We start from the raw sequence: 17,912 nt of genomic DNA, 5'->3' as shown, positions 1-17,912 counted from the left end.
TCTTTTGATGTTTGATACTGGTACTGCTGGAAACTGCTATTTTTGCCTCGCTTCCGCCACGACTTTTTTTAGAATGCCCAACTTTCACAGCGGTATTCATGCCGTCGAATGGAGTTCGTTCATGCGCGCATCGCGCCTCGTTCCGCTTTCCCTGTTTTCGACCCTGGTATTTTTTTCGGCGCAAGCCTCGGCAGCACCTGTCCTTGCGCCGCACCGCGCTGTCTATGACCTCGTATTGGACAAGGCCTCCGATCGTTCGGGCATTACGGGTCTGTCTGGCCGCATGGTCTACGAATTCAACGGATCACCTTGCGAAGGCTACACCGTCAATTTCCGCTTCGTGACCCAGATACAGACGGGTGATAAGTCGCAAATGACGGATCAGCAGACGACGACTTTCGAGGGCGGAGACGGAAAGACGTTCAATTTCGTCACCAAATCCTTCGTCGATCAGAATCTGGATCGGGAACTGAAAGGCACGGCGGAAGTCGAGCCGTCCGGCCTCAAGGTGCAGATCGACAAGCCGGATGCCAACAGTCTCGAACTCGGCAAGACGCAGTTTCCAACCCAGCATCTGGTGGAAATGATCGACAAGGCGGAGAAGGGCGAAACCTTCTACGAGACCAATCTGTTCGATGGCTCCGAAGACGCCGACAAGGTGATGACGACGACCGTCGTCGTCGGCAAGAAGAGCGAAGTGAAGTCAGACGACCCGGAGCGCCCGGTACTGGCCGGTCTTGAAAAAGACGCCTACTGGCCGGTTGATATCGCCTATTTCGATCTCGACAATGGCGGCGGCGAAGAGGTGCCGGAATACAGGATCAGCTTCAAGCTTCATGAAAATGGCCTGACGCGCGACCTGCTGATGGATTACGGCGAGTTTTCCATGACGGGTAAGCTGGTCAATCTTTCGCTGTTCAAGCCTGCGCCAAAGCAGACCTGCGACAAGTAAAGCGCTTAGACGCGTTTTACCAGATTTCCGAGATGATCTGCGAGCCGCAAGGCGAGCGCTACCGCGGGAAGCGTCGGGTTTGCCTGTCCCGCAGTCGGAAACACCGAGCTTCCTGCGACGAATAGATTCGCGACATCGTGAACCCGGCAGTTGCGATCGACCACGCCGGTCGATTGGCTTTCCGACATCCGCGTCAGCCCGATCTGATGATAGCCATCCAGCGCCTGATTGAGCACGGCTTCATCGCGGCGTTCGGGTGCGGTCAGATAGTGAAGTCGGCCGATTCCCTCGCTTTGAAGCCATTCATCGATGATTTCGTGAGACCGGACGACCGATTCGACATCCTGCTTCTGGAAATGAAAATCGACGCTCAGGCGCGGTAGTGCTGCCCCGTCCTCGCGCTCGCTTAAAGTGGCGCGACTGGTCGGATCGGGCACCTGTTCGGTGTGATAGCGCAGCAGATAATGGTTCTCGGGATTGGCGAGAGCAAAGATTTTCTTTCCGAGTCGCCTTCCTACAAGCTGCGAAAGAACGTGAAACGTGCCGGTAAGAAGCCGGGGATCCTGCCGGATATTGGAAAAATGCCGGCGATAATTTCGCGCTTTCGGTTCGGTGGGCGAGGGCGCAAGACCATTTCCCACCTTCGGATAGAGACCGAGCATAGCCATGCAGACATAGAGCATCGACAGTGCGCCGCTGCCATGTTCAGGGTCTGCAACCGAGAAACTGTCGAGCCAGAACGCGCCGTTCAGCAGCGAGTGCTTCAGTTGCGCTTCCTGGCTAAGCGCCAGCCGCCGCCGTATGTGCGAGCCATCGCGATTCTTTCGGTACCAGAGGCGCTTGGCGAAATCGGGCTTCGCAAAACGGATCGCTGCGAGATAGCCGGTGAGGTGGCCGCAATAAAATCTCCCAAGCGCCCCATCCGGCCCCCCGAATTTATCGGGCCAAAGCTGCTGGGCCGCCAGGAGAAGACGAGCGTTTTCGAGGCCACCGCTGGCCAGCACATAAGATTTCGCCCGTATAAAAGAATCGCTTCCTCGTGATCGGACGTGGACACCGGTTACTTTGGCCCCGGACGCATCCAAGGCGATCGCGGTGACGGTCGATCCGAGCCGGACCGTGATGCGCTCCGATTTGCGCAACTGGGCTTCATGCAAATCTTTGAGGTCCGGCTTTGCGCTCCAGCGTTCAAGGAAATCGTCGACGATATCGCCCGATGCTTCGGCTGCTGCCAGCCGGAGAGCATCGTCGTCGCGACCGTAGCCGAGAAACGACAGCGCCTCGTCATAATGTTGGGCGATTTCGCGGTGACTTATCGGCCAGCCTGAAAAGGCGACGAAATCGCGTGGCTGAAAATCGATGTCGTCGAGCGTGACGCAGCGGCCGCCCCAGAGAATGGAGGTTCCGCCGATACCGCGTCTCGTTGTGAGGCTTGTTTCGGCGTGATGCGGCGTCAGGATCTCGACTGGGCCAAGCACATTCTGGTCGTTGTCGGTGTCGGCGCCACCTGATTCCAGAACCGTAACCGAGAGGCCTTGAGCGGCGCATTTGAATGCAAGGGCGAGACCGACCGGACCGGCTCCCACGATACAGACATCGCTATCTGATTGCTGGCCCGTATCGGAAAATTCAAAAATCATTTCAAGCAATTCAATTTATGTGAAAGCACCAAGCAACCATCAAAGCGCCATAAGGCACAAGTAACGTTGTGCAACGCACCCGAACTCTTTGTGCGTTGCACCCGTAAGCCGAAGCGCATGTGAAAAGCTTGGCTCCGCTTGCTTTTGCGCAAAGGTGCAGTTATATGCGCGCTCATTCCACACACGGACTTTGGTGTCTGCTCGGGAGAAATCCGACAGAAACCTCCGGTGGCGCAGAGGGATAGTCCCGAAGCGTCGGTGTCCGTGGAGGCCAACCGGAAAGGAAAACTAGAATGGCTCTGCCTGATTTCAGCATGCGCCAGCTTTTGGAAGCTGGTGTTCACTTCGGCCACCAGACTCACCGCTGGAACCCGAAAATGGCGCCTTACATCTACGGCGCACGCAACAACATCCACGTCATCGACCTCAGCCAGACCGTGCCTTTGCTGCACCAGGCTCTGAAGCAGATTTCGGACACCGTCGCCAAGGGCGGCCGCGTTCTGTTCGTCGGCACGAAGCGCCAGGCTTCGGACATCGTGGCGGACGCTGCTCAGCGTTCGGCTCAGTATTACGTCAATTCGCGCTGGCTCGGCGGCATGCTGACCAACTGGAAGACGATCTCCAACTCCATCGCTCGCCTGCGCAAGCTCGACGAGATGCTGGCTGGCGAAGCTCAGGGCTTCACCAAGAAGGAGCGTCTGAACCTCGACCGCGAACGCGAGAAGCTCAACAAGGCTCTCGGCGGCATCAAGGACATGGGCTCGACGCCTGACCTGATGTTCGTGATCGACACCAACAAGGAAGCAATCGCCATTCAGGAAGCCAAGCGTCTTGGCATCCCGGTCGTTGCGATCATCGATTCCAACTGCGATCCGGACCGCATCGACTTCCCGATCCCCGGCAATGACGACGCGGCCCGTGCGATCTCGCTCTATTGCGACCTCGCAGCCCGCGCTGCCATCGACGGCATTGCGCGTCAGCAGGGTTCGTTCGGCGTTGATGTCGGCGCTTCCGAAGAAGCTCCGATTGAGCCTGCTTTGAGCGAAGCCCCGGCCGAAAAGCCGGAAGCATAAGTTAAGGCCGACAGGTCTTAAATCGTTGATGTTCGGCGCGCATCGTCGCGCCGGCGTCCGGCGCATCATCGATTGTCGATGGTGCGCGAACGCATTTCGAACAAAGAGGTCACAATGAGCATTACGGCAGCACAGGTCAAAGAACTGCGCGACCTGACCGGCGCAGGCATGATGGACTGCAAGGCAGCGCTGAACGAAACGAACGGCGATATCGAAGCAGCGGTCGATTGGCTGCGCAAGAAGGGTATCTCCAAGGCCGACAAGAAGGCTGGCCGCACGGCTGCCGAAGGTCTAATCGGCGTTGCATCCGATGCAAGCGGCGCGGTTGTCGTCGAAGTCAATTCGGAAACCGACTTCGTTGCACGCAACGACGCGTTCCAGGACATCGTCCGCAACGTCTCGCAGGTCGCTCTGGCGACCGACGGTTCGAGCGAGACTGTTTCGGCTGCAAAATATCCGGGCTCCGACAAATCCGTCGTTGACGCAATCAAGGACGCTGTCGGCACGATCGGCGAAAACCTCTCGTTCCGCCGCTCGGCAAAGCTTTCGGTTTCGAACGGCGCTGTCGCAACCTATGTGCACAACGCGGTTGCCGACAACCTCGGCAAGCTCGGTGTTCTGGTTGCTATCGAGACGACCGGCAATGCAGATGCCGCCCGCGCTTTTGCGCGTCAGGTTGCCATGCATGTCGCAGCGACCAACCCGCTCGCACTGACGGCTGAAGAAGTCGACGCTTCGGCAGTTGCTCGTGAAAAGGCGCTTTTCTCGGATCAGGCTCGCGAATCCGGCAAGCCGGAAAACATCATCGAAAAGATGGTGGAAGGCCGTATGCGCAAGTTCTACGAGGAAGTCGTTCTGCTCAAGCAGGCCTTCGTTCTCAACCCCGATGTGACGGTCGAGCAGGCTCTCAAGGAAGCTGAAAAGGAAATCGGCGCTCCTGCAAAGCTCACCGGCTTCCTGCGTTTCGCTCTTGGCGAAGGCATCGAGAAGGAAGAAACCGACTTCGCAGCGGAAGTAGCAGCAGCGGTTAAAAAGTAACGCAGCATCAATCCCTTGTGGGATTCGTTGCCAGCATCGATTTGACGAAGGGCGCCGCGTGACATCGCGGCGCCCTTCGTGTATCGGACAGCCAAGATAGTGTTCCACGAGGCCCCTGATGACATCTAAGCCCCTATATCGCCGCGTGCTGCTCAAAGCTTCCGGCGAAGCATTGATGGGCGAACAGGGGTTCGGGATCGACGTTTCGGTGGTGGATCGCATCGCCGCAGACATAGCCGAAGCCCGCTCGCTGGGTGTTGAGGTCGGCGTGGTGATCGGCGGCGGAAACATCTTCCGCGGCGTTGCAGTCGCTTCCAAGGGCGGCGACCGCGTAACCGGCGACCACATGGGAATGCTGGCAACCGTCATCAATTCGCTGGCGCTGCGCACCTCGCTGGTCAAGCTTGGCGTGGAAACGGTTGTTCTCTCGGCAATTGCCATGCCAGAGATTTGCGAAAGCTTCTCGCAGCGCCAGGCGACCGCCTACATGAATGCCGGCAAGGTCGTCATCTTCGCCGGCGGCACGGGCAACCCCTTCTTCACCACGGATTCGGCAGCGGCTCTAAGGGCCGCCGAAATCGGCGCGGACGCGCTTTTGAAGGGCACGCAAGTCGACGGCGTCTATTCGGCCGATCCGAAAAAAGATCCGACCGCAACGCGCTATGACAGGATCACCCACCAGGAGGTGCTGGTCAAAGGCCTGTCGATCATGGATACGGCGGCGATTGCGCTTGCACGCGAAAACAACATACCGATAATCGTCTATTCGATACATGAAGAAGGCGGTCTCGGCGACATTCTCAGAGGGGCTGGCCGTTGCACGGTCGTCTCCGAAACGTAATTCGAAATTGACCGCCTAATTCAGGAGGAAAGAATGAGCTTCGATTTGAACGATCTGCAGCGTCGCATGGAAGGTGCCATCAGCGCGTACAAGCACGATTTGGCGTCGCTTCGTACCGGACGCGCTTCGAGCAATCTTCTCGATCCCATTCAGGTGCAGGCTTATGGATCGCCCATGCCGATCAGCCAGGTTGCGACCGTGTCAGTTCCAGAGCCGCGCATGATTTCGGTTTCCGTGTGGGACAAGCAGCTTGTCGGCGCAGTCGATCGCGCGATCCGGGAATCGAATCTCGGCTTCAATCCGATCATGGACGGCACCAATCTTCGCATTCCCTTGCCGGAACTGAACGAACAGCGCCGCAAGGAACTGGTGAAGATCGCCCACACCTATGCTGAAAACGCCCGCGTCGCGGTAAGGCATGTGCGTCGCGACGGCATGGACCAACTGAAGAAGTTCGAAAAAGACGGCGATATTTCGCAGGACGATGCCCGCACTCAATCCGACAAGGTGCAGAAGCTGACCGATGACACGATCAGCTCGATCGATAGTCTTCTGACGGGCAAAGAAGCTGAAATCATGCAGGTTTGACGGAAACGCCTGAGGCTACTGAAAACAGAACAATGACCAATCCCGCGCATGTCGCGATAATCATGGATGGCAATGGCCGTTGGGCCAAGGAGCGCGGTCTGCCGCGCGTTGCCGGCCATCGCTCGGGCGTGGAGGCATTGCGGCGGATCGTTCGCGCAGTTGGCCAAAAGGGCATTCCATGGCTGACGGTCTACGCGTTTTCTTCGGAAAACTGGACGCGGCCGCAATCCGAAGTGAGCGACCTTATGGGATTGCTCAAAATCTTCATCCACAAGGATCTGAACGAGCTTCACGGAAATGGTGTTCGCGTTCGGATCGTCGGTGAGCGCGAAGGTTTGCAGCCTGAAATCCGCAAATTGCTTGAGGCGGCTGAAGAAAAGACCGCTGAAAATCGCAATATGACGCTCGTGATTGCCTTCAACTACGGCGGTCGGGACGAGATATTGCGCGCTGCAAAGAGAATGGCCCGCGCCGCGATGGATGGTGACTTGCAACTTGAATCCGTAACCGCTGAAACCTTTGGCGGATTTCTCGATACGGCAGGCATTCCCGATCCTGAACTGGTGATCCGCACCAGCGGCGAAATGCGCCTTTCGAACTTCCTGCTCTGGCAGGCGGCATATAGCGAGTTGGTCTTCATGCCATGCTACTGGCCGGATTTCACATCCGATCATCTCAATCAGGCGCTTGATCAGTTCTCGCGCCGCGAACGACGCTTCGGCGGTCGCACCGAGCAGGAGTTCGCGTCGTGAAGGAGATGAGCAATCTCCAGCTCCGCATAATCTCGGCGATCGTGCTTGGCGCTGCCGTTCTTCTCATCACATGGCTTGGCGGCTTGCCGTTTCGCATTCTGGCTGCGCTGATTTCCGGTGCCATGTTCTATGAGTGGGCAGTGATGTCGCGCGGTGCCTTGGCCAACCGTGTTTCAGGCAGCCTTGCGATGCTGCCGGAAATCCTGATTCTTGTTTTTATGGTCGCTCTGGTCGGCGGAGTTAGCGCCAATCTCTTGATCGGCTTCATAGTGCTGGCGGCAATCGCTCTTATTATTTGCGCGAAAGCCGGAATGACCACGCGATGGGACGCGGGCGGTTTTGTCTACGCATCCCTTTCCGGTCTGGCCATTGCAATGCTGCGTGATGGTGACGCATCGGGCCTCGTCGCGATCCTGTTCCTGTTCGCAATTGTCTGGACCACCGACATTCTGGCCTATTTCGTCGGGCGCGCCATTGGCGGCCCCAAGCTGGCGCCTGCCATCTCACCAGGAAAAACGTGGAGCGGTGCAATCGGCGGTACGATTGGCGGAATTCTGGGCGGTTTTTTGATTGCCGCGTTTGTAGGAACAGGTGCGACTTTCTTTCTGATAATCGTGGCTGCATTCCTGTCAGTGATTTCGCAACTCGGCGATCTTTTCGAATCCTGGGTGAAACGGCGGCATGGCGTCAAAGATTCCGGTCACCTGATACCGGGCCACGGCGGCGTTATGGATCGCGCCGACGGGCTTGTCGCGGCAGCTTTTGCCATGTACCTGATCGGGTGGGCGCTCGGCTCGGCCGATCATCCATCGCATGTTTTCTTCTCAATCTAGCTCCTTTCTGTGGCTGGATAAAAATCACGCCGTGAACGCCACGGATTCGCCCGGTTTGAAGCCACATTCAGCTTCTGTGTCGCGTGAGTTTCCGACCGAGGGTTTGAATTGAACGAGATAATTTCCGCACTGTTCAGCACCAACGGCATCCTGATCGGCACGATCGTACCTTTTCTTTTCGTTCTGACGGTTGTCGTGTTCGTCCACGAAATGGGCCACTATCTGGTCGGTCGCTGGTGCGGCATCGGTGTGCAGGCGTTCTCGATCGGCTTCGGCCCGGAATTGATTGGCTTCAACGATAAGCGTGGCACGCGCTGGAAGCTTTCAGCCATTCCGCTTGGCGGATATGTGAAATTCGTCGGCGACATGAACGCGACGAGCACGCCAAATTCCGGCGAGATGGATGCGCTGACGCCCGAAGAGCGCAAGGTCGCGTTCCACACCCAGCCGGTCTGGAAACGCGCGGCGACTGTTTTCGCCGGACCTCTCTTCAATTTCCTGCTGACCATTGCGGTTTTCACAGTTCTTTTCGTGACTTACGGCAAATTCGTGAGCGAACCGACCGTTGCCGAAGTGCGTGCGGAAAGCCCTGCGGCACTGGCCGGATTTGAGCCCGGCGACCGTTTTGTCAGCGTTGGCGGTCAGAAGGTTCAGACGTTTGCCGATGTCCAGAGGCTTGTTTCGGGCAGGGCAGGCGATTCCATCGACTTCGTTATGCTGCGCGGCGAGCGGGAGGTGACTCTCAAGGCGACGCCGGAAATTTCCGAGCAGCAGGATGCGCTTGGAAACACGATCAAACTTGGCGTCATCGGCGTTGTGAACAACGAGCAGATGGGGCAGCCGCGCGTAATTGAATATGGCCCGGCAGGCGCGCTGGTAGAGGCGGTAAAGGAAACCGGCCACATTATTGCGCGCACTGGGCAGTTCCTGCAGCGCTTCGTCGTTGGGCGTGAGGACAAGTGCCAATTGGGCGGGCCGGTGAAAATTGCCGATATGGCTGGTAAAGCTGCCAATCTCGGCTTCGAGTGGCTTGTGCAACTTGTCGCTTTGCTGTCTGTGGGAATCGGAATTCTGAACCTCTTGCCGATTCCGCCGCTCGATGGCGGACATCTGATGTTTTATGGAGCCGAGGCCGTGATGCGGCGGCCGGTTTCGGAACGTGTGATGGATCTGATCTATCGGGTAGGGATGTTTCTGGTGCTCGGCTTCATGCTCTTCGTTTTCTGGAATGATCTGTTTGGTTGCTGAAATTATGAAGAAATTCGCTACAAACGCCGCGCTCGTTGAGGTGGTTTTAACCATAACGGCCTGTAAGCGTGACGCGAATGCCACGCCGTGCGGCGAAGTAGTTACAATTTAACCAGAAGCCTTGCTTGTAAGGAAAATCCGGTTAATACGGTACGAGAATTTACCGCGACGTCCGGCTTTCTCGCCGTGGGGACTTCGAGAAAAAGGTTATAAAGCCCTATGAAGGCATCATCTAATTTCCTGAGCGCCGCATCCGCGGTGGCCATGTCCGCCGCTCTGGTTGTTCCGGGGTCTGTGGCTTTGCAGGTTGCAGCGGTTTCTGCTGCGCAAGCTGCTGTGGTCAACAATATCGATGTGCGTGGCAATCAACGCGTCGATGCAGAGACGATCCGCAACTATGTGGGTATTCGTCCGGGCGGCTCATTTTCCAACGCTGACATCGACGAGGCGGTGAAGAAGCTCTTCGCTACCGGCTTGTTCTCCGATGTCCGTATCAATCAGCAGGGCTCGACGCTTGTCGTGCAGGTTTCCGAGCTGCAGGTTGTCAATCAGGTGCTCTTCCAGGGCAACAGCAAGATCAAGGACGTGCAGCTTATCAACACCGTACAGGTGAAGCCGCGCGGAACTTTCTCGGCCCCGGCGCTGGAAACGGATGCTGAAGCCATTCGCGCAGCCTATGCCCGCATCGGCCGCGATGATGCGACTGTCACCACGCAGGTCATGGACCTCGGCGGCAATCGCGTGAATGTCGTGTTCAACATCAACGAAGGTGATCGCACGAAAATCGCGGCGGTTAATTTCGTCGGCAATACTGCGTTCGGCGATCGTCGTCTTTCGGACGTGATTGCGACCAAGAAGTCCACGATCCTTTCGTTCCTGCTGCGTGATGACATCTATGATGAAGATCGCCTGCGTGCGGACGAAGAAGCCCTTCGTCGCTTCTACTACAACCGCGGCTATGCGGATTTCCGCGTCGTTTCGGCATTCGGTGAATTGGACGAAGCGAACAATCAGTACACGGTGACGATCACCGTTGAAGAAGGTGCGCGCTACAAGTTTGGTGGCGTCAGCGTTGAAAGCACGATCCCCGAGCTCGATGGTCAGACCCTTCTGCCGCTGGTCGATTCGCGTGAAGGCGATGTCTACAGCGCCAAGAAGGTTGAAGATTCGATCGTTGCCCTTACCGAGCGTGCGGCAGGCCTTGGCTATGCCTTCGCTCAGGTAACGCCGCGTGGCGACCGTAACTTCGAAAACCAGACGATCTCGGTCGTTTATACCGTCGATCAGGGCACGCGCGCTTACGTCCAGCGCATCGAAATCCGCGGCAACGCCCGTACGCGTGACTATGTAATTCGTCGCGAATTCGATATCGCCGAAGGTGATGCGTTCAATCAGGTTCTGATCCAGCGCGCCAAGAAGCGCCTTGAAGCCCTTGATTACTTTGAGCGCGTCGAAGTTTCGACCGCTCCGGGTTCCGAGCCTGATCAGGTTATCCTGGTCGTCGATGTGGTTGAAAAGTCGACGGGTGAATTCTCGATCGGTGCAGGTTACACCACGGGCGGCGCAACGCCTGGTCCGTCGGTGGAAGGCTCGATCACCGAGCGTAACTTCCTCGGTCGCGGTCAGTTCATTCGCGTTTCCGCCGGTGGCGGCAGGAATTCTCGCGATTTCGGCTTGTCATTCACGGAGCCGTATTTCCTCGGTCGCCGTATCTCGGCCGGTTTCGATATTTACCGCCAGACGCGCCAGTACGATAAGTACGAGAGCGAGCTGACGGGCGCGACCGTGCGTCTCGGTCTTCCGATCACGGAAAGCTTCTCGACGCAGATCGCCTACAACTACACGGAAGAGCGCTACGATTTCCGCAATCGCTGCTTGACCAATGATAATTATGATCCGTTGAAGTGCGATATTTCGGAGGCGATCCAGCAAGGTATTGAGGAAAGCCCGTGGACCAAATCGTCTGTCTCGGGAACATTGCTTTACAACAGCATCGACGACATGAAGAACCCGCATTCGGGCGTGTACGCAACGTTCACGACGGAAGTTGCCGGTCTCGGCGGCGATGCGCAGTGGGTGAAGTTCACAGGTCGCGGTTCTTACTATCACACGCTCAACGAAGAATACGACGTTGTCGGCCTCTTGAGCGGCGGTGCGGGTCATATTGCTTCTTATGGCTCGAAAGATCTGCGTATCTTTGATCACTTCCAGAGCACGGATCGCATTATCCGCGGTTTCGATTTCAATGGTATCGGACCATACGACGGGAACTCAGACGATCATCTCGGCGGCACGACGTATTTCAATGCGTCCGCTGAAGCTCAGTTCCCGATGCCAGTTATTCCTGAAAGCTTCGGCTTGAAGGGTGCCGTTTTTGCCGATGCGGCAACCCTTTACGGCAACAAGACTACTTTTGCGACTGAGTCCGTAGGAATGGAATGGCGCGCATCTGTCGGCGTCGGTCTGATCTGGGCTTCGCCATTTGGTCCGCTTCGTATCGATTATGCCGTTCCGGTTGTCAAAAAAGACTCCGACGACGAGCAGAACTTCAATTTCGGCATATCGACGCGCTTCTAATTGCGTGAAACGATGCTTCCGGGCCGTTCCTTGGCCCGGAAGAGAAGGCTTACATGTCTGATCCGGTTTTCTTCGTGCCGTCGCGTTTCTACACTGTATTGGAAATAGCGACCCTGACCGGTGCGCAGCTCGTAAATGCTGCTCATGCCGAACGACAAATTTCCACCATCGCTTCCGCCACGGAGGGCGGCGAGGGCGCAATTGTGTTTGTCGATGGCAAACGCAATGCGGAGAACCTCGGTGATTTGAACGCAGCAGCGATTTTCTGCACGGGCGACGTGGCTCAAAAAGTGCCCGAAGGCATCGCTGTTCTGGTCACGCCGCGTCCGCAGTCGGCGTTTGCCCAGATCGGCCGGCTTCTCTACCCGATGGCAGCCTTGCCCGGCCCGGTGAGCGGTGAGACTGGTATTTCGGAACGCGCATTCGTCCATCCATCTGCAAAGATCGAAGAAGACGTAATCATCGAGGCTGGCGCTGTTGTCGGCCCGGATGTCTCGATTGGTGCACGTACACTCATTGCTCCCAATGCAATCGTCGGTCATTCGTGCCAGATCGGGCGCGACTCCTATGTCGGCCCGAACGCCAGTGTCCAATATGCTATGATTGGCAACCGCGTGGTCATTCATGGCGGCGCGCGGATCGGGCAGGACGGTTTCGGCTTTGCCGCAGGCGCTCAAGGGCCTGAGCGCATGCCACAGATCGGCCGTGTCATCATTCAGGACGATGTCGAGATCGGTGCCAACACGACGGTCGATCGTGGCGCGCTTGCAGATACGGTGATCGGTGAAAACACCAAGATCGATAATCTCGTACAGATCGCACACAATGTCCGCATCGGTCGCCATTGTGTGATTGCAGGCCATTGCGGCATTGCGGGTTCGGTGACGGTCGGCGATTACGTAATGATGGGCGGACGTGTTGGCCTCGCCGACCATCTGACCATCGGCAGCGGTGCGAAGCTCGCCGCGGCGAGCGGCTTCATGAACGACGTTCCGGCCGGTGAGGTCTGGGCTGGCCTTCCGGCAAGGCCGATTCTCGATTTCATGCGCGACGTCGCCGCGATCAGAAAACTTTCAAAGCTCAAGCCGACACGGGGTGGCAGTGATGGCTGACGGCCAGACGACGACGATGGACACGCTGGATATTATGCAGGTGATGAAGCTTTTGCCTCATCGCTATCCATTTCTGCTCATAGATCGCATCATCGAAGTGGATGCCGACAATTCGGCAATCGGCATCAAGAATGTCACCATCAATGAGCCGCATTTTCAGGGCCATTTTCCTGAGCAGCCGGTGATGCCCGGTGTGCTGATTATCGAGGCGATGGCGCAGACCGCAGGCGCGATCTGCATTCGAAGCCAGGAAACAGAATGTCCGTCGCTTGTTTATTTCATGACCATCGACAATGCGAAATTCAGGCGCCCTGTCGTTCCGGGCGATCGCCTGGAAATTCATGTTAAGAAGTTGAAGAAGCGCGGCAGCATATGGCGTTTTGCTTGTGAAGCCATGGTAGACGGACACAAGGCGGCCGAGGCCGAGATTTCCGCTATGATGTCGCCCAAGCAACCCGCCTGATCCGCGAGACCTTATGCACGCAGAAACTTTCATTCACCCATCCTCTGTAATCGAGCCGGGCGCTAAAATCGGCGCCGGCGTTCATATCGGACCGCTTTGTTACATCGGGCCGGACGCGGTCATCGGCGACGGCGTACAAATCGTCAGCCACGTGTCGATCATCGGTGCTACGACACTGGGTGAGGGCAGCAAGGTCTATCCGCAGGCCGTGCTCGGCGCGCCTCCACAGAATGCGAAGCACAAGGGCGGACGCACGACGCTCGATATCGGGCGCAATTGCGTCATACGCGAAGCCGTGACGATGCATACCGGCACGGACGATAGCCGCGGTGCGACGACAGTCGGCGAGAACGGAAATTTTCTCGCATATTCCCATATCGCGCATGATTGCATCGTTGGCCGAAATGCCACTTTTGCAAATGGCGCCACTTTGGGCGGCCATGTCGAGGTCGGCGACAATGTGAATATTGGTGGCCTGACTGCAGTTCATCAGTTCGTACGCATCGGTGACAATGCATTTCTGGGCGGATGCTCGGCAATCGTCGGCGACGTCATTCCTTTTGCAATAGCGATGGGAAATCGCGCAAATCTTCGCGGTTTGAACATTGTCGGGTTGAAGCGCTCAGGATTGGCGCGCTCCGAAATCCATTTGTTGAGAAAGGCTTACCGGACGATCTTCGACCGTTCTCGCACCGTTGCCGAGAATGTCGAGATGGCGAAGGCCGAGTTCTCCAGTTCGCCGACTGCGATGAAAATAATCGACTTCATCACGTCGCGCGGGAAACGTCATTTTTGCGTTCCGCCGCTCAAAGATGGCGGCGATGACGACGCCAGCAATGACGAAGGCTGAAGCGGTTCTTGACCCGCATCATTCTGACCACCGCAAGGTGGCGGTTGTCGCCGGTGGCGGGCGCCTTCCGGTAAATGTAGCGCGCAGCATTGCCGCGGCTGGCGAAAAGCCCTTCATCGTCATAGTCGATGGTGAGGTGGATAGCGATTCCGGCCTCGAGGCATACGATCACAAGGTTTTGTCGCTGGAGCAGATCGCTCTGTTGATCCCGACGCTGAAGCAGCAATCCGTTACCCACGCTGTTTTGGCTGGCTCGATCGACCGCAGGCCGGACTGGAAAAAGCTCCGGCCCAATCTCGCCCTCATTTCCATTCTTCCACGATTGATCGCAGGGCTTACGCGCGGCGATGACGGGCTTTTGCGAACGCTGATCCGTGGCATCGAGGATGCCGGTATCAAGGTGGTCGGCGCGCACGAAATCGTCCCATCCATGCTGGCGGACGAGGGCCTGATGACCAAGGCGCGGCCTCTGGCGGCGGATTCGCGCGATATTGAATCTGCCCTGGCCGCAGCAAAGGCGATCGGCGCACTCGATATAGGGCAGGCGGCCGTGGCCATCGGCGGACGAGTGATTGCACTTGAAGGCATCGAAGGCACGGACGGCCTTCTGGAGCGCGTGGCCGATCTTCGTTCACACGGGCGCATTGCTGGCAAGGGACGCGGCGTGCTCGTCAAATGCGCAAAGCCGCAGCAGGAATTGCGCGCGGACTTGCCGACGATTGGACCGGCAACCGTCATCGCGGCGCATCGTGCAGGTCTTGCTGGCATTGCAGTCGAAGCGGAATATTCCTTCATTCTCGACTATCCGGAAGTGATGAGCCGCGCCGATGAATGCGGGCTCTTCATATTGGGATTGGCCAGGAGGGAAGACACATGACCTCCAGCGCGCCGCTGAAAATCGCTATCGTTTCCGGAGAGGAATCCGGCGATCTGCTGGGTGCGGACATTGTGCGCGCCCTTGCCCGCAAGACGGGCCGTGAGATCAAGCTGGTGGGCGTCGGCGGCCGTCATTTGATGGAGCTCGGCCTTAAGCCTCCATTCGACGCGAGCGACATCGCATTGGTCGGCGTCACTGCGATCCTGCGGGATTTGCCGCGCCTTATCCGCCGTATCGGCGAGACGGCGCGCATGATATGCGCTGAGAAGCCCGATTGCCTGATTACCATCGACAGCCCGGATTTCACGCTGCGCGTGGCAAAGAAAGTCCGTGCATCATGCCCGGAAATTCCGATTGTCCATTATGTCTGCCCAAGCGTCTGGGCATGGCGGCCGGGTAGGGCGCGCGCCATGTTGCCCTATGTCGATCATATTTTATGCCTTCTTCCGTTCGAACCCGCCGAACTGGAAAGGCTTGGCGGGCCGAAAGGCACTTTCGTTGGCCATCGTTTGAGCCATGATGCGAATGTGCTTGCTGCTGCGACGTCTCAAGACCAACGAATAGAGCGAGGTTCCGGCCAAAAGACGCTGCTTCTGCTGCCGGGTTCGCGAAAGAGTGAAGTTCGCGGCCTGATCGACCTTTTCGGCGAAACCGTTTACCTGTTGCGCAGTCGCGGGCATGATCTGCGCCTCGTGCTGCCGACCGTTCCGCATGTCGCGGAGCTTGTTTCTGCTGCAGTGGCGAATTGGCCGGAAAAGCCGGAGATTCTGCTTGGTACGGAAGATAAGTGGCGCGCCTTTGGGAAAGCCGATGCAGCACTTATCGCATCCGGTACCGTCTCTCTGGAACTTGCACTGGCAGGCGTGCCGTTCGTCTCCTGCTACCGCGTGGATGCGGTGATGAAGGTCGCAAAGCGCCTGATCAAGTCCTGGTCGGCGCTGCTGCCAAATCTCATTGCGGACCGGCCCGTAGCATTCGAGGCCTATGAATCCTACCTGCGTCCCGGCTATCTGGCCCGTTGTCTCGAACCGCTTCTCGACGAGACGCCTCTGCGACGTTGGCAGAAGGAAGGCTTTGCAGAGGTCAGGCATCGGATGGCGACGAGCGAGCCTTCCGGTGACATCGCGTCTCGGATCGTTCTGGACGCAATCGCTGGCCCGCGGAATCTGCAATAAAGCGTATCGTCTCCCCGCTATCCACGCTGGGTTGCATTATCGTCTTCAGTTTGGTCACATCTCCCTGAAGGAAGAGGAGAGGTGATGATGCATATATTAAAACTGACTGCTTTGGCAGGAATGCTGGCGATCGCAGGATGCAATACGGGCGCAAGCTACGATGTCGGTCGTGAGGCCCTTAAAGGCAGCCCCGCCTTGCGCGCAGATTTCGTCAACAACTGCACCAGAAACATAGCACGCAAGCCGATCGCAACGCAGCGGGCAATGGCCAAGCTTATGAATGTTTCCGTGCGCAATACACCACGTGTCTATTGTCAGCGTGTAACCCGTGGCGTGGCGTCAGGCCGCCTGACGAACTCGGATCTCAGTGCCGGTGCTCGCGGCCAGCTTACGCCCAACGTGGTGCGTGTCCTGCAAGGTCGATGAGCTGAAATGCAGGTAAACAAAAAGGGCGCCGATCGGCGCCCTTTTTGCTGACTAGCGTTTTGCGATCGGAACGTAGTCGCGTTCTGCTGCGCCGGTATAAAGCTGGCGCGGACGGCCGATCTTCTGGCTCGGGTCTTCGATCATTTCCTTCCACTGAGCGATCCAGCCGACGGTGCGCGCAACAGCGAACAGAACGGTGAACATGGTCGTGGGGAAGCCGAGGGCCTTCAGCGTGATGCCCGAATAGAAGTCGATGTTCGGATAGAGCTTCTTTTCGATGAAATATTCATCGGTCAGCGCGATACGCTCAAGTTCGATTGCAACGTCGAGCATCGGATCGTCCTTGATGCCGAGTTCGCCCAGAACCTCATGCGTCGTCTTCTGCATGATCTTGGCGCGCGGATCGTAGTTTTTGTAGACCCGGTGGCCGAAGCCCATGAGACGGAACGGGTCGTTCTTGTCCTTGGCGCGATTGACGAATTCGGGAATGCGATCGACATGGCCGATTTCGGAAAGCATGTTGAGGGCAGCTTCATTGGCGCCGCCATGGGCTGGACCCCAGAGGCATGCAATGCCTGCAGCGATACAAGCAAATGGGTTGGCGCCCGACGAACCGGCAAGGCGCACGGTCGATGTCGAGGCATTCTGCTCATGGTCGGCATGCAGGATGAAAATGCGGTCCATAGCGCGCGCCAGGACCGGGTTCACCTTGTATTCCTCGCAAGGCACGGCAAAGCACATATGCAGGAAGTTGGCGGCGAAGTTCAGTTCGTTCTTGGGATAAACGAAGGGCTGGCCGACATGGTACTTGAATGCCATCGCGGCAATCGTCGGCATTTTCGCGATAAGGCGGATCGATGCGACCATACGCTGATGCGGATCGGAAATGTCGGTCGAGTCATGGTAGAATGCCGACAACGCACCGACGACACCGCACATGACGGCCATCGGATGGGCGTCGCGGCGGAAGCCGGTGAAGAAGCGCGACATCTGCTCATGCACCATCGTATGGCGCGTTACGCGGTAATCGAAATCTTCCTTTTGAGCCTTTGTCGGCAATTCGCCGTAAAGGAGCAGGTAGCAGATTTCGAGAAAGTCGCCATGCTCGGCAAGCTGATCGATCGGATAGCCGCGGTGAAGGAGAACGCCTTCATCACCATCGATGAAGGTTATCTGCGACTCGCAGCTTGCAGTGGAGGTGAAACCCGGATCGTAGGTGAAAATTCCAGCATCTTTATAAAGCGCCGCAATATCGACTACATCTGGACCGACAGAGCCACTTCGAACCTTGAACTCATGAGTTTTGCCACCCAATTCGAGTTTTGCCGTCGAGTCACTCATCGCAAGCTCCTTAATATTACAGCACCAAAAGGCCAAAGTTTCCGAGGAACGTCCCTCGGAAAATATCGATTGCGCGCCTGTGCTATCGCATTTCCAAATGCCTGCCAAGTTAACTTGACGGCATAT

17 protein-coding genes are annotated in these 17,912 nt (G+C 57.2%); 15 read left to right on the top strand and 2 right to left on the bottom strand.

Annotated elements, in window-relative coordinates; translation table 11 throughout:
* Positions 1 to 121: 121 nt before the first annotated feature.
* Positions 122 to 952: a cell envelope integrity EipB family protein gene (locus ABFT80_RS05665; protein WP_347970912.1), complete on the top strand. Its 831-nt coding sequence runs from the start codon at positions 122 to 124 to the stop codon at positions 950 to 952.
* Positions 953 to 957: 5 nt separating this feature from the next.
* On the opposite strand, the gene ABFT80_RS05660 is transcribed toward ABFT80_RS05665, so the two are convergent.
* Positions 958 to 2,592, bottom strand: a complete 1,635-nt coding sequence (locus ABFT80_RS05660) for a GMC oxidoreductase (protein ID WP_347970911.1) — start codon at positions 2,590 to 2,592, stop codon at positions 958 to 960.
* 293 nt (positions 2,593 to 2,885) lie between these two features.
* Between ABFT80_RS05660 and rpsB the strand changes: the two genes are divergently transcribed.
* The 14 genes from rpsB (at position 2,886) to ABFT80_RS05590 (ending at position 16,445) form a co-directional block, all read left to right on the top strand.
* On the top strand, positions 2,886 to 3,665 hold the full coding sequence (rpsB, locus tag ABFT80_RS05655) for a 30S ribosomal protein S2 (RefSeq protein ID WP_347970910.1): 780 nt from the start codon (positions 2,886 to 2,888) through the stop codon (positions 3,663 to 3,665).
* A gap of 114 nt (positions 3,666 to 3,779) precedes the next feature.
* Positions 3,780 to 4,703 (top strand): translation elongation factor Ts, encoded by a 924-nt coding sequence (gene tsf, locus ABFT80_RS05650; protein ID WP_347970909.1) that lies wholly within the window; start codon positions 3,780 to 3,782, stop codon positions 4,701 to 4,703.
* A 118-nt stretch (positions 4,704 to 4,821) separates the two neighbouring features.
* The gene (gene pyrH, locus ABFT80_RS05645) at positions 4,822 to 5,544 is read left to right on the top strand and encodes a UMP kinase (protein ID WP_347970908.1); all 723 of its coding nucleotides are present in this window, start codon (positions 4,822 to 4,824) and stop codon (positions 5,542 to 5,544) included.
* Positions 5,545 to 5,577: 33 nt separating this feature from the next.
* A complete protein-coding gene (gene frr / locus ABFT80_RS05640; protein ID WP_347970907.1) occupies positions 5,578 to 6,132 on the top strand; it encodes a ribosome recycling factor in 555 nt (184 codons plus the stop codon).
* Positions 6,129 to 6,884: an isoprenyl transferase gene (locus tag ABFT80_RS05635; RefSeq protein WP_347970906.1), complete on the top strand. Its 756-nt coding sequence runs from the start codon at positions 6,129 to 6,131 to the stop codon at positions 6,882 to 6,884. The genes frr and ABFT80_RS05635 overlap by 4 nt, the downstream gene beginning before the upstream one ends.
* A 5-nt stretch (positions 6,885 to 6,889) precedes the next feature.
* Complete coding sequence (locus ABFT80_RS05630; protein WP_347971379.1) at positions 6,890 to 7,717, top strand: phosphatidate cytidylyltransferase; 828 nt, start codon at positions 6,890 to 6,892, stop codon at positions 7,715 to 7,717.
* A gap of 108 nt (positions 7,718 to 7,825) precedes the next feature.
* Complete coding sequence (gene rseP, locus ABFT80_RS05625) at positions 7,826 to 8,965, top strand: RIP metalloprotease RseP (RefSeq protein WP_347970905.1); 1,140 nt, start codon at positions 7,826 to 7,828, stop codon at positions 8,963 to 8,965.
* 219 nt (positions 8,966 to 9,184) lie between these two features.
* Positions 9,185 to 11,542 (top strand): outer membrane protein assembly factor BamA, encoded by a 2,358-nt coding sequence (gene bamA, locus ABFT80_RS05620; protein WP_347970904.1) that lies wholly within the window; start codon positions 9,185 to 9,187, stop codon positions 11,540 to 11,542.
* 53 nt (positions 11,543 to 11,595) lie between these two features.
* Complete coding sequence (gene lpxD / locus ABFT80_RS05615) at positions 11,596 to 12,654, top strand: UDP-3-O-(3-hydroxymyristoyl)glucosamine N-acyltransferase (protein WP_347970903.1); 1,059 nt, start codon at positions 11,596 to 11,598, stop codon at positions 12,652 to 12,654.
* The gene (gene fabZ, locus ABFT80_RS05610) at positions 12,647 to 13,117 is read left to right on the top strand and encodes a 3-hydroxyacyl-ACP dehydratase FabZ (RefSeq protein ID WP_347970902.1); all 471 of its coding nucleotides are present in this window, start codon (positions 12,647 to 12,649) and stop codon (positions 13,115 to 13,117) included. The genes lpxD and fabZ overlap by 8 nt, the downstream gene beginning before the upstream one ends.
* Before the next feature lie 13 nt (positions 13,118 to 13,130).
* Positions 13,131 to 13,967, top strand: a complete 837-nt coding sequence (lpxA, locus tag ABFT80_RS05605; RefSeq protein ID WP_347970901.1) for an acyl-ACP--UDP-N-acetylglucosamine O-acyltransferase — start codon at positions 13,131 to 13,133, stop codon at positions 13,965 to 13,967.
* A complete protein-coding gene (locus tag ABFT80_RS05600) occupies positions 13,939 to 14,844 on the top strand; it encodes an LpxI family protein (RefSeq protein WP_455189882.1) in 906 nt (301 codons plus the stop codon). Before lpxA ends, ABFT80_RS05600 begins: the two co-directional genes overlap by 29 nt.
* Positions 14,841 to 16,019, top strand: a complete 1,179-nt coding sequence (lpxB, locus tag ABFT80_RS05595) for a lipid-A-disaccharide synthase (protein WP_347970900.1) — start codon at positions 14,841 to 14,843, stop codon at positions 16,017 to 16,019. The genes ABFT80_RS05600 and lpxB overlap by 4 nt, the downstream gene beginning before the upstream one ends.
* 84 nt (positions 16,020 to 16,103) lie before the next feature.
* Positions 16,104 to 16,445, top strand: a complete 342-nt coding sequence (locus ABFT80_RS05590; protein WP_347970899.1) for a hypothetical protein — start codon at positions 16,104 to 16,106, stop codon at positions 16,443 to 16,445.
* A gap of 51 nt (positions 16,446 to 16,496) precedes the next feature.
* Here the strand turns inward: ABFT80_RS05590 and gltA are convergent, their stop codons facing one another.
* Positions 16,497 to 17,786, bottom strand: a complete 1,290-nt coding sequence (gene gltA, locus ABFT80_RS05585; RefSeq protein WP_347970898.1) for a citrate synthase — start codon at positions 17,784 to 17,786, stop codon at positions 16,497 to 16,499.
* Positions 17,787 to 17,912: the final 126 nt, after the last annotated feature.

The sequence above is a fragment of the Foliimonas ilicis genome, from assembly GCF_039939195.1.
Lineage (GTDB): Bacteria > Pseudomonadota > Alphaproteobacteria > Rhizobiales > Rhizobiaceae > Foliimonas > Foliimonas ilicis.
This window is presented reverse-complemented; position numbering and strand designations above follow the sequence as displayed.

Bases quoted from the DNA above. Each gene is read 5' to 3' on its own strand.
- lpxA (WP_347970901.1), top strand. From the start codon at position 13,131: ATGCACGCAGAAACTTTCATTCACCCATCCTCTGTAATCGAGCCGGGC.
- ABFT80_RS05590 (WP_347970899.1), top strand. From the start codon at position 16,104: ATGATGCATATATTAAAACTGACTGCTTTGGCAGGAATGCTGGCGATC.
- lpxB (WP_347970900.1), top strand. From the start codon at position 14,841: ATGACCTCCAGCGCGCCGCTGAAAATCGCTATCGTTTCCGGAGAGGAA.
- frr (WP_347970907.1), top strand. From the start codon at position 5,578: ATGAGCTTCGATTTGAACGATCTGCAGCGTCGCATGGAAGGTGCCATC.
- bamA (WP_347970904.1), top strand. From the start codon at position 9,185: ATGAAGGCATCATCTAATTTCCTGAGCGCCGCATCCGCGGTGGCCATG.
- fabZ (WP_347970902.1), top strand. From the start codon at position 12,647: ATGGCTGACGGCCAGACGACGACGATGGACACGCTGGATATTATGCAG.
- ABFT80_RS05600 (WP_455189882.1), top strand. From the start codon at position 13,939: ATGACGACGCCAGCAATGACGAAGGCTGAAGCGGTTCTTGACCCGCAT.
- ABFT80_RS05660 (WP_347970911.1), bottom strand. From the start codon at position 2,592: ATGATTTTTGAATTTTCCGATACGGGCCAGCAATCAGATAGCGATGTC.
- ABFT80_RS05630 (WP_347971379.1), top strand. From the start codon at position 6,890: ATGAGCAATCTCCAGCTCCGCATAATCTCGGCGATCGTGCTTGGCGCT.
- lpxD (WP_347970903.1), top strand. From the start codon at position 11,596: ATGTCTGATCCGGTTTTCTTCGTGCCGTCGCGTTTCTACACTGTATTG.
- gltA (WP_347970898.1), bottom strand. From the start codon at position 17,786: ATGAGTGACTCGACGGCAAAACTCGAATTGGGTGGCAAAACTCATGAG.
- ABFT80_RS05665 (WP_347970912.1), top strand. From the start codon at position 122: ATGCGCGCATCGCGCCTCGTTCCGCTTTCCCTGTTTTCGACCCTGGTA.
- rpsB (WP_347970910.1), top strand. From the start codon at position 2,886: ATGGCTCTGCCTGATTTCAGCATGCGCCAGCTTTTGGAAGCTGGTGTT.
- pyrH (WP_347970908.1), top strand. From the start codon at position 4,822: ATGACATCTAAGCCCCTATATCGCCGCGTGCTGCTCAAAGCTTCCGGC.
- tsf (WP_347970909.1), top strand. From the start codon at position 3,780: ATGAGCATTACGGCAGCACAGGTCAAAGAACTGCGCGACCTGACCGGC.